This window comes from Streptomyces sp. CNP082 (assembly GCF_059570535.1).
Genome location: NZ_JCANSZ010000002.1, coordinates 205,036 through 221,504 on the forward strand (window position 1 = coordinate 205,036; position 16,469 = coordinate 221,504).

Sequence of the window (16,469 nt, forward strand, 5' to 3'; positions counted from 1 at the left end):
ATTTTACGGAATCACTACTCCGCGGGCGCCACCTGGATTGTCATGGTCCGGCCATTGCCGGGCTCCTTGACGATGGAGATCTTCGTGTGGGTGTCGGGCACCTTCACGCTGCCGCCCGGGTTCTCTTCATCCCAGTACGTCCCGTTGTGGTCGTCGAAGACCGAGACGCCCTCCTTCGACGTGATCTCCGCCGCCACCCCGTCCTTGTGCAGGGTGAAGCCGTCGGTCCGCTGGGTGCTGAAGGTGGAGTCGTACGCCTGGATGCGGTTGCGCATCACCGAGCCGTCCGCCCACGTCTCCGGCGCCGGGTGCGCGTCGACCGGCAGCACCAGGCCCTCGCCGGGGTGCACGCTGGTGTTGTTGTCGAGCTGCGAGGTGTCCCACAGCCACACGGCCAGGCCGTTCTGGTACGGGAAGTGCTCGACCCAGTCCGGCTTGTCGGTCACCCAGCCGAAGTTGTACGGGCCGGTCTGCAGCGTCGTGTCGTACGACACGTACTGCCGGTTCTCGGCGACGTAGTACTGCGCGTAGTCCTCGGTGAAGGACTCCTCGACGCGCGAGAAGCCGTCCTTCGTCCAGCCCGCGTCGTCGCCCTCGGCGCCGTCCGCGAAGACCTCCGCGCCGTCCGCCGTGATCGTCAGCGCGTCGGCGGTGAAGCCCTTCTGCGCCACCCCGCCGTCGGTCTGGTAGCGGAAGCGGAGCTGGATCTCCTGGCCCGCGTAGGCGTCGAGCGGGTACGACAGGTCGCGGTACTCGCCGGAGGTGCCGGTCAGCGCCGGCCGGTCGCCGCCGTCGCGCGGGATCTGCGCGCCGTTCGCGGTGCCGTCGAGCGGGGTGAAGCTGGCGCCGCCGTCCGTGGAGACCTCGGCGTAGAGGTAGTCGTAGTTCTCCTCGATGTCCCACCAGCCCGCGAGGTCAAGCGACGCGGCGGACTTGCCGGTCAGGTCGACCGTACGGGTCAGGGTGTGGGACAGGTCGTCGCCCATGCCGCTCCACCACTGCTTGGTGCCCTCGGCGGGCTTGGTGATGGTGGTGGTGACGGACTTCTCCGGCAGCTCGACGACGAGCGCCTGCGGCCTGCCGGCCTGCTGCTCCTCGGCGCGGCCGAGGGTGTGCTTCGAGGGCGTCGCCGCCTTGGCCGTCTCGTAGTCGAGCCAGCCGAGTTGCAGCTTGTCCCACGCGGTCATGTCGCCGGGCAGGTCGCCGATGGCGTCCTCGCCGCGGCCGAGCCACGAGCCGGAGGACATCAGCGACCAGAAGCCGGTGGAGTTCTCGCCGCCCGCGGTGTCGTACAGGTCGGGCAGGCCGAGGTCGTGGCCGTACTCGTGGGCGAAGACGCCGAGTCCGCCGTTCTCCGGCTGGATGGTGTAGTCGCCGACCCACATGCCGGTGTCGCCGATCTGGGCGCCGCCGGCCTTGTTCTCGCCGGGGCCCGTGCTGCCCGCGTCGGTGCCGTAGGCGTACCACCGGTGCGCCCAGATGGCGTCCTCGCCCTGGACGCCGCCGCCGGCGGACTCGTCCTCGCCGGCGTGCACGAGCTGGAAGTGGTCGATGTAGCCGTCGGACTCGTCGAAGTTGCCGTCGCCGTCGAAGTCGTAGCGGTCCCAGAGGTCGTACTGGGCGAGCTGCTCCTTGATCTCGGCGTCGGTCTTCCCGGCGGCCTTCTGGTTCTCGGCCCACTTGGCGGTCGCGTCGCGCACCAGGTCCCAGACGGAGGAACAGGTGGAGTCGCCGCAGTAGTTGGAGCCGTAGCGGGCCTCGTTCCACTGGACCGAGACCCAGTCGCTGACCTCGCCGTCCACCGTGTACTGCCCGGAGGACTGCTTCTCGTAGTACTTCGCCACGGACTGCTTGTCGGCGTCCGTGGCGAAGTAGAGGTCCTGGTAGTGCTGCTGGTCGAAGTCGGCCTGCCAGTCGGTGGAGTTGTCCGCCTCCCGGTCAGGCTCGGCTATCTGGTTGTGCGCGGGGCCGGGGTCGCCGCCGTACTTCACGACGGGCGGCTCGGGGCCGTCGGGGCCGTCGGGGTCGTACATGGTCTCGTCGTCGACGTCGTCGCCGAACTCGACCAGCACGGTGAAGATCTTGTCGGTCTTCGTCCCCCGGTCCAGCTCGGCGAACTTGCCGTCGTCGAGCTTGACGACGGTCGAGCCGTCCTTCTTGGTCCGCGGCTGCGCCTCGCCTGCCAGCAGTTGCTCCAGCGCCGCCTTCTCCCGCGCGTCCTGCTGCTTGCTGAACGGGCCGTCGAGGTCGTGCTCCTGGTGCTTGGGTGCCCGCGCCGGATCACGGCGCTCCGACTGGGCCGCTCCGCCGTCGCTGTCGGCGGCTGCCTGCCCCAGGGGCAGGAGAGCCGCGCCGAGTGCGGCAGCAACCACCGTGGTGACGGCAGTTTTTGACAACTTTCTTTGCCTGCTTCTCACGTTTGCGCTGTCCCTCCCGCGTCGCCGCACGAATAGGTGTGCCTGCATTCGACCGGAGTGAACAGAGAAAAGACAGTCTTGACTTGGACACTTCAGAGGGCTACGGAAGCTGAAAGCTCTGGTGACATCGTTGCCCACCCCGGCATGACACCGTGCGCCCCCTCGTGCACCCCCGGGTGGGTAAGGTCACGCTTACTTGCGTCCCGGGGTGGGCAACGCCTTGGGTAATGGGGGGCGGCTGCACGCACGGGGCCGCCCTTCGGCACGTCCACCCGTCCGCACCGTTGCTGAGCCCACCAGGGGGGCCCGCCATGCCGCGTCCGACTCTTTCCCAGTTCCTGTACGGGTCGGCCACAGTCATCGCCTCAGCCGCAGCCATGCTGCTGCTCTCGCAGGCCGGCGCAGCCATCGCCCTCGTGGCGATCTGCGTCATCGCCCTGGCGCTCGGAGTGCTCGTCGCACTGACCGCTCCCGTGTCGCGCTCCCGCCGCGCTCCCGCCTCCCGGGCGGAGCAGCCGGTTGTGGTGGCGCGGCCGGACGGGATCGCCGCACCCGCGGCGGACCGGCGGCCGGTCGGCGCGCAGTCCGCGCCCAACTGAGACGGCACGGGGGCGCCCGCGAGGGCGTCTACGGGGGACGGCCGAGGCACCGAGCAGAGGCGGCCGGCGACCAGTTGGCCGCCGGCCGCTTCGGTGTCCCGGGTCACGGGGTGAAGCGCTGGCCCTCGGTCGAGACCACGACGGTCCTGGCGGCCTTGTCGTGCACGCACTGCCGGTACGGCTTGTCCCAGGTGCACGACAGCACGTTGAAGAGCCAGAACAGGGTGCCGAGGCAGGGCACGATCCCCGGCAGCGAGTAGACGGCGGCCCGGATCCAGCCCGGACTCCCGGCGGGTACGGCGCCGTTCTCCAGCATGCCGACGCGGATGCTCATGAGCTTCTTGCCGACGGTCTGGCCGCTGTGGGTGAGCATCAGGCCCTCGTACACGAAGTAGACGAGGATGCCGAAGAGGCCCCAGCCGTACTGGGGGCCGGCGTTGTCGCCGTCGCCGAAGTCGTCGATGCGGCCGATGAGGGCGAGGAAGAGGGACACCGGGATGTAGACGATCAGGCCGTCGAGGATGCGGGCGAGCAGGCGGCGGCCGAGGCTGCCGAGCGGGGGCATCCCGGCGAGCCGCGGATCGGGCGCGCCGTGGGCGGCGCCGCCGTAGCCGGGGCCGTAGGGGGAGCCGCCGCCGTGCGGGGGCGGGGGCGGGGGCATGGCGCCGGGGGGCTGGTCGTAGGGGGAGCCGGAGGCGGGGGGTGGAGGGCCGGAGCCGGGGGGGTGGCCGGAGGCGGGGGGTTGGGAGCCCGAGCCGGGGGGTGGGGCGCCGGAACCGGGAGGTTGGCCCGAGCCTGGGGGCGGGGCGCCGGCGCCAGGGGGTTGGCCCGAGCCGGGCGGCGGGGAGCCCGAGCCGGGAGCCGAGGAGCCCGAGCCGGGTTCTGCGCCCCTGCCGGGCGGCGGGGTGGCGCCGGAGCCCGGGGGCGGGGGTGCGGCACCGGGCTGCTGCTGCTCGCCGCCAAGGGGCCCGCCGTACGGCGGGAGGTCGCCGGGCGACGGGCCCCCGCCGCCGTGGGACGGCGTGCCCGTGCCCGTGCCCGTGCCGGGCGCAGGGCCGCCCGCGGGCGGAGGCGGAGGCGCGCCGGGCGCCTCCGACCTCGCCGGGTTGCCCACGGGCCGCGTCGTACCGCTGCCGTCGGCAGGCGTCCCGTGCGACCCCTGCGCCCCCGGTGCCCCGTGCTCGGCACCCGGCGGCGGCTTCCCCTCCGGCTGCTGCGTGCCGTCGGAGTGCGCGCCGGGCTGCGCCGCCTGCTGCGAGCGCGCGGGCTTGCTCCGGTGCGGGTCGGCGCCCTCGCCGTGGTCGGAACTCATGCACCGAGTCGACCCCGCACCTCACCGCCCCGCATCCCGGACGCGGCCGAACGGCTCAGCCGCGCGCCACGTACGTGCGCCCCGCCTTGTCGTGCCAGCACTGCCGCCACGGCTTGTCGAAGGCGCACCAGATGACGTTCAGCAGCCCGATCAGCGGCAGCAGTACGAACACCGCGTACGTCAGCCACCGCCGCAGCGCCGAGCCGGTCGCCGGCGGGTCCTGCGACTCGATGTCGAGCACCCGCACGCCGAACAGCCGCTTGCCGGGCGTACGTCCCCACTTCGCGGTCGGCAGCGCCTCCACGATCAGGCCGAGAACGAGGAAGAGGCCGAGGACGAGGGCGAGATAGGGGCCCGTGGTGCCGTCGATGAGCCAGACCGTGACGGTCTTGCCGGACTCCTCGGCGGCGTCGATCTTGTCCTGTACGTGGTCGATGGACTTGCTCACCAGCGGCACCGCGAGCGCGGCGACGGCACCGCCGACCAGCAGCACGTCCACGAGCCGGGCACCGAGCCTGCGGCCGAGCCCGGCCGGTGGGGCGGTGGCCTGCGCGGCGCTGCGGAAGGGGTCGTTGACCGGCGGGCGCCACGGCACGACCGGCGGCTCCGACGTCCCGGCCCCGGCGCCGGAGCCCTGCGGCAGCTCGGCGCGGGCGGCGGCCCGCTCGGGGAGCTGCCCGGCGGGCGGCGGGGCCGTGCGCGCGGCCGGGGTCAGCGGCGGCGCGGTGGGACCGGCCTGCGGCGCGAGCTGCGGCTGCGCGGGGCGGGGGTGGGGCAGTCCGGGCGCCGTCGGCGGCTGCGGGGACGGCGGCGGGGGCACCGGTACGTCGGGCGCTGTGGGCGCCGGCTGCGCCTGCGGCGCGGGGAGGGCGTTCGGCACGTCGGGCGCGGTCGGCGACGGCACGGAGGGACCCGCGGCCTGCCGCGGATCCGTACCCTGCCGCGGATCCGCGGCCCCGAACCCGGACGCGGCCCCGGCCCCGAACCCGGAACCAGCCCCGGCCCCGAACCCCGACCCGGCCCCGGAACCAGCCCCAGCGCCGGCCCCGACCCCGGAGCCAGCCCCAGCCCCGGGCCCGGACTCAGACCCGGACTCAGACTCGCCCGCACGCCCCTCCTCTGACGTCGCGGGCGCCGGTACGGGCGCGGGCCCCGCCAGCCGCCGCGTCTGCTCGCCCCACGAGCCGCCGCCGGCGGCACGCGGGTCGCGGCCGAGCGGCACACCCGGCCGATCCTGCTCGTACGCACCGGGCGCGGCCTGTCCGCCCTCCTGCCCGGCGCCACCGCCCGCGGCCTCAGCCTCCGCCGCCTGCCGCGCGCCCGGCAGCCGGGGCTCCTCCTCGGCGCGGCCCGGCTCCGGCGCGCTGCTGCCGCCCAGTTCGGCCGGCACCGTGAGCGCCGGCGGGTCCTGCGCGCCCCAGGCGACGCGGCTTCCGGAGCGTTCCGCCACGTCCACGACGTCGACCGCCTGCCACGCGCCCTGCGCGTCGGGCTCGTCGGCGGACGCCGCCGCCTCGGCCGCGTCCCGTACGTCGTCCGCGTCGTCGCCGCGCGCGTGCCGCCCGCGGGGGGCGGGCACCGCGTCCTGCGGCTCCTCCTCGTCGAGGAACACCGGGCCGGTCTCGCTAGGGGACGGACCGGACGCAGCGGGGGACGCGGCGGCGGGCGGCGCGGCGTCAACGGGGCTCTCCGGACTGTCCGGGCTCTCCGTGCCGCCCGCGCTCGCGTGCTCCGCCGGCCCGGTCTCCCGCCCGTCGGCGGTCGCGGCCGGCTCCTCCTCGCCCTCGTGCGCACGGCGGCTGGTGCCGGGAACCCACGCCGCACCGTTCCAGTACCGGACGTAGCCCGGGATGGAGGGGTCGGGGTAGTAACCGGGGCCGGGGATCCCGCCGCCGGAGGGTGGTGTCGGGGCGCTCATGGGGTCCACATCTACCAGAACCGGCGGACAGCCGGGTCCGCCTCACCCCCGTTCCGCCTTAAGAGACTTGTCAAACCATCGGAGGAAGTCTGCGGAAGTCGTGTAAGACCACGGCGGGTTGGCCCTCTCTCCTCACGCAGGCCCGCCGGACCTGCGTGACGTCCGAGAAGAGAGGTGCCGCCCTCATGCAGGCAGTGGTGGAGCGCGAACTGGAGCTGCGGCTCGTCCTGTCGCCGGAAAGAAGTGTTCCGGTTCCGTCCAGGCTGACGTACCGGCCGGGGGACCCGTACGCCGTTCACATCAGCTTCCATATCGGCTCGGCGGCGCCGGTGGGCTGGTCGTTCGCCCGGGAACTGCTTGTGGAGGGGGTGTTCCGGCCGTGCGGCCAGGGGGACGTGCGGGTGTGGCCGGCGAAGTCAGAGGCGGGGTGCATCGTCTGCATGGCGCTGACGTCCTCGGCCGGGAAGGCGCTGATCGAGGCCCCGGCCGCCGCGGTCTCGACCTGGCTGGAGCACACGCTGCGGGCCGTGCCCCCGGGTTCGGAGAGGGCGCACCTCGGTCTGGAGGCGGGGCTGGTGGAGCTGCTGCGGCCCGAGCCGCGGGACGAGTTATGGCTGAGCGACCCGTGGCCGTCGGACGACTCGGGCGACACCTGAGCGCCGCTGCGCCCGCCGCCCAGCCCGGCCCGGCCCCTCGCCACCGCCCGCTACGCCGCCGCCCCCGCCGGCAGTTGCCCCGGGCCGCGGAACGTGCCCCGGTACGCGGTCGGCGAGACGCCGAGCGCCGCGTGCATGTGCTGCCGCAGCGACGCCGCCGTGCCGAACCCGGCGTCCGCCGCGACCCGGTCGATGCTGCGGTCCGTCTCCTCCAGCAGTTGCCGCGCCCGCTCGACGCGCTGCCGGGTGAGCCACTGCAGCGGCGTCACGCCGGTCTCCTCGCGGAACCGGCGGCCGAAGGTCCGTACGCTCATCGACTCCTGCGCGGCCAGCTCCCGCAGGGCGATGGGCCGGTCGAGGTGCGCCAGCGCCCAGGCGCGGGCGCGGCCGGTGGTGGACAGCTCCGGCTCGGCCACGGGCCGCGGCACGTACTGCGCCTGCCCGCCGTCGCGGTGCGGCGGCACGACGGTGCGGCGGGCGACGTCGTTGGCGACGGCGGCGCCGTGGTCGGCGCGGATCATGTGCAGGCACAGGTCGATGCCGGCGGCCTCGCCCGCGGAGGTGAACACGCCGCGGTCCTCGGTGTAGAGCACGTCGGGCTGGAGCCGTACGGCGGGGAAGCGGCGGCGGAACAGCTCGGCGGACTTCCAGTGCGTCGTGGCCCGGCGCCCGTCGAGCAGGCCCACGGCGGCGAGCACGAACGCGCCGGTGCAGACGGACGCGACGCGCGCGCCGGGCCGCACACGCCCGAGGGCCGCCCGCAGCTCGTCCGACGGCTCACCGCGCCCGGTGCCGTCGGCGGCGTTCTCGATCGCGTCCTGGGCATGCGACGCAGGCACCACAACGGTCGCGGCGTCGTCCAGCGCCTCCGGCCCGTGCTCGACGAGCACCGGGAAGTCCGCGTCCGTACGCACCGGCCCCGGCCGCAGCGCGCAGGTGACGACCTCGTACAGCCGCCGCCCCGCGGACTCGGCGGAGCCGAACATCTGGTGGACGAGGCCGAGTTCGAGGGGCATCACGCCGTCCCGGACGAGGACGGCGACGCGGTGCGGGCCGGTGGGGGGATGCGCTGCGGATCCGGTCATGGCGCGATTCTTTCACTCGCTGTTAATCCGGCCATTCTACGGGCGTTGCATTGTCCGCAACGATCACGGAAAGCAACGGTCGTGCAAGATCCTGACCGGATTCTGGACGGGGTCTTCCGCTGAGCGGTGCCTCTCGCTAGGTTTCCGCTCACCCCCGCCGAGGAGGCGGAGGCGGGGGCTCCGAGTTCCGCGGCAGAGCCGTCGCGGACCCAAGCCGGTGCCACCTGCGGCCGGCGGCTCCAGGCGCCGGCGCTGCAAGGGACAGGTGCACCGGCGCGGGAAGGGCCGTACATCACTTGAGGAGGCGGCGTGCCCGCAGAGACCTCCCAGACACTCGACCGTGGACTCCGCGTGCTGAAACTGCTCGCCGACACCGACCACGGCCTCACCGTCACCGAGTTGTCGCACAAACTGGGCGTCAACCGCACCGTGGTGTACCGCCTGCTCGCCACCCTGGAACAGCACGCCCTGGTCCGCCGCGACCTCGGGGGCCGCGCGCGGGTCGGGCTCGGGGTGCTGCGGCTGGGCCGGCAGGTGCACCCGCTGGTACGGGAGGCGGCGCTGCCGGCGCTGCGCTCGCTCGCCGAGGACGTCGGCGCGACGGCGCACCTGACGCTGGTCGACGGCAGCGAGGCACTGGCCGTCGCGGTCGTAGAACCGAGCTGGACGGACTACCACGTCGCCTACCGCGCCGGCTTCCGGCACGCCCTGGACCAGGGCGCGGCGGGCCGGGCGATACTCAAGGGCCGCGGCCTGGGCCCGGGCGCGTGCGAGACGGACGCGGACTTGGCGCTGGCCCTGACACACGGCGAACTGGAGGCGGGCGCGAGCGGGGCGGCGGCGCCGCTGCTGGGGGTGTCGGGGATAGAGGGCAGCGTGGGCGTGGTGATGCTGCACGAGATCGTGCCGGGAGAGGTGGGCCCGCGGGTGGTCTCGGCGGCGCGGGAGGTCGCGCAGGCGCTGAGGTAGCGGGGCGGGACGCGGAGCCCCCGCCGGGGCGGTTCGGGACCGAGCCCTGGGGCGGAGGGCCAGCGGCCCGACGGGGCGGGGGCCCAGGGCGGAGGGCCAGTGCCCCGAGAGGGCCGGGGGCCCAGCCCCGAGAGGGCCGGGACGCGACCTCGACGGGGGCTAGGGTGCAGCCCCCCCCGGGGGTCCGGGGCGCAGCCCCGCGGGGGTCCGGGGCACAGCCCCGCGGGGGTCCGGGGCACAGCCCCGCGGGGGTCCGGGGGCGCAGCCCGGCGGGGGGTCTCGGGGCGGAGCCCTGAGTTTCGGGAAGGGGCGGGGACGGGGATCCCCCCCATCCCCCACAGCCACCCCGGCCAGGGCCCCGTAGATTGGGAGCGTGCCCCCTCGCCGTGTCACCCTCGCGATCGCCGCCGCGCCCGTCGCCGGCCTGCTCGCCGCCGCCGCGTTCGCCCCGCTGCCCTTCTCCCTCGCCCAGCCCGGCATGACCGCCGACGTCCTCGGCGACCACCGCGGCGACCCCGTCATCTCCGTCTCCGGGGCCGAGCAGCACGACACCGACGGCGAGTTGCGGATGACGACGATCGCCGCGACCGGACCGGAAGTCTCCCTGCGGATCGCGGACATCGCCTCCGGCTGGTTCGCCGCCGACGAGGCCGTGATGCCCACGGACTCGGTGTATCCCGTCGGCGACTCCCGCAAGGAGATCCGGGAGTACAACGCGAAGCAGATGCGCGAGTCCCAGAACACCGCCGTCACCGCCGCCCTGCACCACCTCGGCCGCGACCCCGGCAGCGTGGACGTCGAGTTGCGCCTCACCGACGTCGGCGGGCCCAGCGCCGGGCTGTTCTTCGCCCTGGGGATCGTCGCCAAGCTCGGCCCCGACGACCTGACGGGCGGCGAGACCATCGCCGGTACGGGCACGATCGCGCGGGACGGGACCGTCGGCCCGGTCGGCGGCGTGCCGCTGAAGACGCAGGCGGCGAAGCGCGACGGCGCGACGGTGTTCCTGGTGCCGGAGGCGGAGTGCGCGGACGCGGAGTCGGAGCTGCCCGAGGGACTGCGGCTGGTGCCGGTGGCGGAGCTGTCGGACGCGGTGACGTCGCTGAAGGCGCTGGCGTCGGGCGCCGGCGGCGACGTGCCGAGCTGCTGACCTGCCCCTCCCACCACGTACGGCCGGGACGGAATTCGCGTGCGGTCCGTACGCGACCTCCGTAAGGTCGGCCGACGTGGAACCGCTCAGTGAGAAACAGATCCGCACATCCTTCGTGAACAGCACCAAAGGTGACGCCGCCCGGCTCAAGCTGCCGCTCGACTTCGCCGCGCTGCCCTGGGCGGACCTGGACTTCCTGGGCTGGGTGGACCCCGGTGCCCCGCTCCGCGCCCACCTCGTCGCCCCCCGCCCGGACGGGCCGCTCGGGATCACTCTGCGCGTGCCGGCGGCCGGCCGCGCCAGCGCCGTGCGCTCGCGCATGTGCCAGCTCTGCCTGACCGCGCACTCCTCCTCCGGCGTCCGGCTGCTCGCGGCCCCGCTGGCGGGCGCGCGCGGGCGGCAGGGGAACACGGTCGGGGTGTACGTGTGCGCGGACCTCGCCTGCTCGCTCTACCTGCGCGGCAAGCGGCAGCCGAAGCTGCGGACGGTACCGCAGGAGGAGTCGCTGACCGAGGCCGAACGCGTCGCGCGCATGTGGGGAAACCTGGAGGACTTCATCACGAAGGTCACCGAGCAACGCCGCTGAGCTGCAGCGTTGCCCGCGTCTGCGAGGAGCACAGCCGTCGCCATGCGGCCCCGTCGGGAAAGGCGGGACCATCCCCGCGAACGCGGGGAGCACTCCTCCCCTCGGTGCTTCTCGCCACATGTGGCGGGACCATCCCCGCGTCCGCGGGGAGCACGTGTAGAGCCGGCGGGCATTCGCCACGCCCACGGGACCATCCCCGCGTCCGCGGGGAGCACTACACCTCCGGCTCCGGTCGGCCCACCCGGCAGGGACCATCCCCGCGTCCGCGGGGAGCACCCTCAATGACCTGGGACGCTACCTCGGCGCGAGGGCCAGTTTTACCACTTCTAGAGATTCCGGCATTCCGTGCAAATGGTTCATTTTTACCTAATTGCCGACCTTGACGCTCACCCTGAACATCGGCGGTGCTCCCAGCGTCGCCGATCCCGTGCGAAGGGATTTGTCAAATCTCACTCCTTCGATCCACAAGTGCACCTAACGTAGCGACTTGGTGCCGCTAACCCCTGTGACCTGCACCGCCGTGGCGCAGGCACGCGTGAAATCAGAGGACGTTGATGGCGTTACCGGAAGGTGAAGCCCGGCTCAGCCCCAGGCTGTCGGATGCTGCTCGCAGTGTGTGGGCCAAGCACGATCACGACGACGAGGCCGCCCTGCCACTCTGGCGGCACATGGCTGACAGCGCCGCCGTCGCGGGTCGGCTGTGGGACAGGTGGATGCCCGCCTCGGTGAGACAGTTGGTGTCCGCGCATCTTCCGTTGCTCGATCAAGACGCCCGAACACTCGCGGTCTGGCTGGCCGGCACCCACGATGTCGGCAAGGCCACGCCCGCCTTCGCCTGCCAGGCCGAGAAGCCGGCGGGGAAGATGATCGCTGCCGGACTCGACATGAAGCCACAGCGGATGTACGGCGACCTGCGCAGCACAGCACGGCACGAGTTCGCCAGCCAGCGCATCCTGGAGGACTGGCTGAAGGCGAATCTGGGCTGGTCGGTACCGCAGTCGGCGCAGTTCGCGGTAATCCTTGGCGGACACCACGGCGTGCCACCCACTGACGAACAGTTAAAGATCTTCGACAGGCACCCCGATTTCTTCCGTACGCCCGGCGGGAGCGAGCACCTCTGGGCTGGTGTCCAGCAGGAGATTCTGGAAGCCTGCATCGACGACTTCGGTGTACGCAGCCGTTTGCCGGCCTGGAAAGACGTGAAGCTGCCGCAGGCCGCCCAGGTCGTACTCTCCGCGCTGGTCATCGTCGCGGACTGGATAGCCAGCAACCGGGATCTCTTCCCGTACGGTGCAGCCCGGAAAGACACGCAGCAGCGGCTGGACGAAGCATGGGCCGGGCTCGGACTGCCGGAGCCGTGGAAGCCGGAGATGCCGACGCGCGATGTCGGAGAGTTGTTCGCCCAACGGTTCGACCTGCCCGAGGAAGCCGAGCCCCGCCCCGTCCAGTTGGCGACCGTGCAGGCTGCCCGCCGTTTGGGCGGTGCCGGCTTACTGATCGTCGAAGCCCCGATGGGTGAGGGGAAGACGGAGGCGGCGCTGGCTGCGGCGGAGGTGCTGGCGGCCGGCTCCGGGGCCGGCGGTGTGTTCTTCGCGCTGCCCACCATGGCCACCGGAAACGCGATGTTCCCCCGGCTGCTGCGGTGGCTGAACCGGTTGCCGAACCAGAACGGCAGCAGCCTGTCGGTGCAGCTAGTGCACTCCAAGGCCGCGCTGAATGACCATATGCGGCAGCTCCGCGGGCAATCGTGGCAGGAGATCAGGGCCGTATCGCCAGATGGCGAGAAAGAGGTATCGCGGTCTCAGCACGCCTCGCGCCGCACCCCGGCAGGACTGGTGGCACACCAGTGGCTCGCGGGGCGTAAGAAGGCGATGCTGGCGTCGTTTGTGGTCGGCACCATCGACCAGTTGCTGTTCGGCGCGCTCAAGAGCCGGCACCTCGTCCTGAGGCATCTGGCCCTGGCCGGCAAGGTCGTCGTGATCGACGAAGCGCACGCCTTCGATGCGTACATGAACTCCTATCTGGACCGCGCGCTCCACTGGCTGGGCCAGCATGGCGTGCCCGTCGTCGTGCTGTCCGCAACACTGCCGGCACAGCGGCGCCAGGAGCTGACCGAGGCGTATGCGGGGGAGAAGAAGCGCGGGACCGACACCTATCGGCCTGTGGGTGCGGAGGAGTCGTATCCGCTGGTCACCGTGGTGAAGCCGGGTAGGGCTCCGGAGCTTGTGCGGCCGGCGGCGTCCGGGCGTTGCAGCAAAGTGCACTTGAGCCGCCTCAAGGACGATCTGCTCGTGCCGCGCCTGCGCACAGAGTTGGAGGCCGGAGGGAACGTCCTCATCGTGCGGAACACGGTGCGCCGGGTCCAGGAGACGGCGGCCACCTTGCGTGAGGCATTCGGAGAGGATGCCGTGACCGTCGCACACAGCCGCTTCTGTGACCTGGACCGGCAGGCCAGGGACAAACTGCTGGTGGACTTGTTCAGCCAGGACGGCGACCGTCCGGGCACACACATCGTGGTGGCCAGCCAGGTCGCTGAGCAGTCGCTCGATGTGGACTTCGACCTGCTGGTCACCGACCTCGCCCCGGTCGACCTCGTGCTGCAGCGGATGGGACGCCTGCACCGGCACGAGCGAGGCGCCCGGCCTCCACGTCTGGCGGCACCCCAGTGCCTGGTCACCGGCGTCGAGTGGACGAAGGACGGTCCGCCGGAGCCGGATTCAGGCTCGGTCGCCGTCTACGGGCGGTACGCCCTGCTGCGCTCCGCGGCAGTCCTGCTCCCGCATCTCGACGGCGATCCCGTAGAGCTGCCCGGGCACATCAGTTCCTTGGTACAGGATGCCTACCGGGATATGCCCGTCGGCCCCGATGGCTGGCAGGACGCGCTCGGCGAGGCCGCGCTGGCACATAAGCAGTTGATGCAGTCCAAGCGCACGAGCGCAAGGACCTTCCGGCTGTCCCCCGCTGGCCGCGCCGGGAAGTCGATCAACGGCTGGATTGACGCCGGGGCCGGCGATGCGGACGACACGCAGGCAGGGCGCGCCCAGGTCCGCGACACCGAGGAGAGCCTGGAAGTCGTCCTCGTCCAGGAGCAGGGCGACGGCATGTTCAGGACGCTTCCCTGGCTTCCCGACGGACAAGGGGGCTTGGAGCTGCCGACCGGTGCGGTGCCCACGGCCCGCGCGGCACGCGCTGCCGCGGCCTCCGCGATCCGGCTGCCTCGTGAACTCACCCATCCCGGGATCATCGACAAGGTGATACGGGAGTTGGAGGAGTTCTACGTCGAGGCATGGCAGACCAAGGAGTGCCATTGGCTTGCTGGCGAGCTCATTCTCCCTGTTCAAGGCGATTGTCAGACCCTGCTGGCAGGATTTCACCTGATGTACAGCGAACGAGACGGACTTGAGGTGACTCGTGAGCGGTGACCCGCAGATCGAACCGGCCCAGGCAGAACGCCTTCCGGACGGCCGCCTGTCCTTCGATCTGACCAAGCAGGCATGGATACCCGTATTGCTGACGGATGGCAGCCAGGTCGAGCTGTCGCTGCGTGACGTCTTCGCCCGGGCCGCTGAGGTGCGCAGGCTGGCCGGGGACCTTCCGACGCAGGACTTCGCGTTGCTGCGGCTGCTGCTGGCGCTGCTCTACGACGCCCTGGAAGGCGGCCCGGAGGACGACGAGAGCTGGCTCGAACGGTGGGAGAGCCATGAGCCGTTCGACGCCGTACCGAATTATCTGGCCGAGCACCGTGCCCTGTTCGACCTGCTGAGTCCGGAGCGCCCGTTCTTCCAGACGCCGGGGCTCCACACGGCGAAGAACGAGGTGTCCTCGCTCGACCGAATCGTCGCGGACGTGCCGAACGGTGCACCGTTTTTCAGCATGCGGACACAGGGCACCGAAAGTCTGGGGTTTGCCGAGGCCGCCCGATGGCTGGTGCATGCGCAGGCGTACGACACCTCCGGCATCAAGACCGGCGTGGTGGACGATCCGCGGGTCAAGGGCGGGAGGGCGTATCCGCAGGGCGTCGCCTGGGCCGGTCACCTCGGCGGGGTCAGCGTCGAAGGGACGACGCTGCGGGAGACGCTGCTGCTGAACCTCATCGCTGCCGGCACACCCGGTGAAGCAGACGAGGAAGACGCCCCGGCGTGGCGGATCGGTGTGAGCAGGCCCGGCTCGCACCCGGAGGTCGCCGCCCGTCCGTACGGTGTGCGCGACCTGTACACCTGGCAGTCCCGGCGCGTACGTCTGCACTACGACGAGACCGCGGTGACGGGCGTCGTGCTGACGTACGGAGACCCGTTGACACCGCAGAACAGGCAGAGAGTCGAGCCGATGACCGCCTGGCGCCGGAGCGGGACGCAAGAGAAGAAGCTGCAGCAACCCCTGGTCTACATGCCACGGGAGCACCAGCCCGCGCGGGCGGCCTGGCGGGGCCTGGGCTCGTTGATCGCCGCGACACCACCCCGGGAAGCCGACCCGAAAGACGGGCTGGGGGCTTTATCGCCCGGTGTGGTGGGCTGGATGAACCATCTGACCTACAACGAGGTTCTGCCGCGTGACACCTTGATCCGCCTGCGCACCTACGGGGTCGTCTACGGCACCCAGCAGTCCGTGATCGACGAAGTCGTCTCCGACGACGTTGCCATGCGGCTGGTTGTCCTGGCCTCCGAGTTGCGTCCGGTAGCCGAGGGAGCGGTGGCCGAAGCCGACAGAGCCGTCCTGGCCCTCGCCGGTCTCGCCAGAGATCTCGCCCGAGCAGTCGGCGCGGAACCGGACTCCCGGCGAGACACTGCCCGGGACCGCGCCTACGGCGAACTCGACGGACCGTACCGCGCCTGGCTGGCAGGACTGGTGGCCGGAGCCGACCCGGAAGAACAGCGCATCGCCTGGCGCCGCACGGCAGTCGGTGTGGTCCGCAGGATCGGCCGGGAGCTGGTGAAGGCGGCCGGACCGGCTGCATGGGACGGCCGGGTGGTCGACGACCGCTGGCTCAACGCCGCCTCTGCCGAGCGCTGGTTCTTCACGGCCCTGCGGAAGCAACTGCCGCTTCCCGAGAACGACCTCGAACCAGGCGAAGAGGCCGAGGGGGCCGAGGGGGCCGAAGAGGCCGAGGGGGCCGAAGAGGCCGAGGGGGCCGCTGCATGAGTGCATCCGCACCCACCCGGCAACGCTGGACTCCCGGCTCCGTCGGAGACCTCGTCGGAAGGGAAGCCGCACGACTCCAGCGCGGACACCTCGCAGCCTGGTCGGCCGAGACCGCGACTCTGGCCCGGCTCCGGCGCGGCGCTGGTCGAGACCCGCTGGCCACTCCGGAACTGTGGGGCGCGGTCGACATCGATGCCCTCTACGACCTGGACGGCATCCACGGTGAGAAGGCCATGTCGCAGGCGCAGAACGCGGTCTTTGCCGCTCTCGCTCTCTACGCCGTGCATCAGCAGTCCCGTAGCCAGGGCATGCACGTCCCCGGAGGCAACGGACTCGGCCAAGGTGTCCGCCGGCTGATGCCGAACGAGGCAGACACAGCGACTCTCGACCGCTTCAGACGACTCGGTTCCGCGACGACGTTCGCGCAGCTCACCGTGCGTCTCCGCGAGATCGCCACGCTGCTGCGCCGCGAGGGCATCCCGCTTGACTACGCCCTGCTGGGCGAACAGCTCTGCCAGTGGCAGCTCCCAGGACAGCGGGACAGGGTCCGCCAGCAATGGGGTCGCTCCTACCACCAGCACCGGCGGGTCGCTGAAACCGCCGACTCCGCAGACCCGCCCGCCGAGAAGTGAGGAAACGCC

General features: G+C 72.2%; 12 protein-coding genes. 8 read left to right on the forward strand and 4 right to left on the reverse strand.

What is annotated here, in order from left to right; genetic code table 11:
* Positions 1-14: 14 nt before the first annotated feature.
* A complete protein-coding gene (locus tag B124_RS02485) occupies positions 15-2,189 on the reverse strand; it encodes an immune inhibitor A domain-containing protein (protein ID WP_496501033.1) in 2,175 nt (724 codons plus the stop codon).
* A 539-nt stretch (positions 2,190-2,728) separates the two neighbouring features.
* On the opposite strand from B124_RS02485, the gene B124_RS02490 reads away from it, so the two are divergent.
* Complete coding sequence (locus B124_RS02490) at positions 2,729-3,016, forward strand: hypothetical protein (protein ID WP_496500926.1); 288 nt, start codon at positions 2,729-2,731, stop codon at positions 3,014-3,016.
* 103 nt (positions 3,017-3,119) lie between these two features.
* Here B124_RS02490 and B124_RS02495 read toward each other — a convergent pair whose 3' ends face one another.
* Positions 3,120-4,328: an RDD family protein gene (locus B124_RS02495; protein ID WP_496500927.1), complete on the reverse strand. Its 1,209-nt coding sequence runs from the start codon at positions 4,326-4,328 to the stop codon at positions 3,120-3,122.
* Positions 4,329-4,383: 55 nt separating this feature from the next.
* Positions 4,384-6,246 carry an RDD family protein gene (locus B124_RS02500; protein WP_496500928.1) on the reverse strand — a complete coding sequence of 621 codons (1,863 nt, stop codon included), beginning with the start codon at positions 6,244-6,246 and terminating at the stop codon, positions 4,384-4,386.
* A gap of 185 nt (positions 6,247-6,431) precedes the next feature.
* On the opposite strand from B124_RS02500, the gene B124_RS02505 reads away from it, so the two are divergent.
* Complete coding sequence (locus B124_RS02505; RefSeq protein ID WP_496500929.1) at positions 6,432-6,902, forward strand: SsgA family sporulation/cell division regulator; 471 nt, start codon at positions 6,432-6,434, stop codon at positions 6,900-6,902.
* A gap of 50 nt (positions 6,903-6,952) precedes the next feature.
* Here the strand turns inward: B124_RS02505 and B124_RS02510 are convergent, their stop codons facing one another.
* The gene (locus B124_RS02510; protein ID WP_496500930.1) at positions 6,953-7,987 is read right to left on the reverse strand and encodes a GlxA family transcriptional regulator; all 1,035 of its coding nucleotides are present in this window, start codon (positions 7,985-7,987) and stop codon (positions 6,953-6,955) included.
* 309 nt (positions 7,988-8,296) lie between these two features.
* Between B124_RS02510 and B124_RS02515 the strand changes: the two genes are divergently transcribed.
* The 6 genes from B124_RS02515 (at position 8,297) to casB (ending at position 16,460) form a co-directional block, all read left to right on the forward strand.
* Positions 8,297-8,956, forward strand: coding sequence for an IclR family transcriptional regulator (locus B124_RS02515; protein WP_496500931.1), 660 nt, complete (start codon positions 8,297-8,299; stop codon positions 8,954-8,956).
* A 373-nt stretch (positions 8,957-9,329) separates the two neighbouring features.
* Complete coding sequence (locus B124_RS02520) at positions 9,330-10,103, forward strand: S16 family serine protease (RefSeq protein ID WP_496500932.1); 774 nt, start codon at positions 9,330-9,332, stop codon at positions 10,101-10,103.
* Positions 10,104-10,179: 76 nt separating this feature from the next.
* Positions 10,180-10,689 carry an FBP domain-containing protein gene (locus tag B124_RS02525; RefSeq protein WP_496500933.1) on the forward strand — a complete coding sequence of 170 codons (510 nt, stop codon included), beginning with the start codon at positions 10,180-10,182 and terminating at the stop codon, positions 10,687-10,689.
* A 554-nt stretch (positions 10,690-11,243) separates the two neighbouring features.
* A complete protein-coding gene (gene cas3, locus B124_RS02530) occupies positions 11,244-14,111 on the forward strand; it encodes a CRISPR-associated helicase Cas3' (protein WP_496500934.1) in 2,868 nt (955 codons plus the stop codon).
* Positions 14,101-15,828, forward strand: coding sequence for a type I-E CRISPR-associated protein Cse1/CasA (casA, locus tag B124_RS02535; RefSeq protein WP_496500935.1), 1,728 nt, complete (start codon positions 14,101-14,103; stop codon positions 15,826-15,828). The genes cas3 and casA overlap by 11 nt, the downstream gene beginning before the upstream one ends.
* Positions 15,825-16,460 (forward strand): type I-E CRISPR-associated protein Cse2/CasB, encoded by a 636-nt coding sequence (gene casB / locus B124_RS02540; RefSeq protein ID WP_496500936.1) that lies wholly within the window; start codon positions 15,825-15,827, stop codon positions 16,458-16,460. Before casA ends, casB begins: the two co-directional genes overlap by 4 nt.
* The last annotated feature ends 9 nt before the right edge of the window (positions 16,461-16,469 follow it).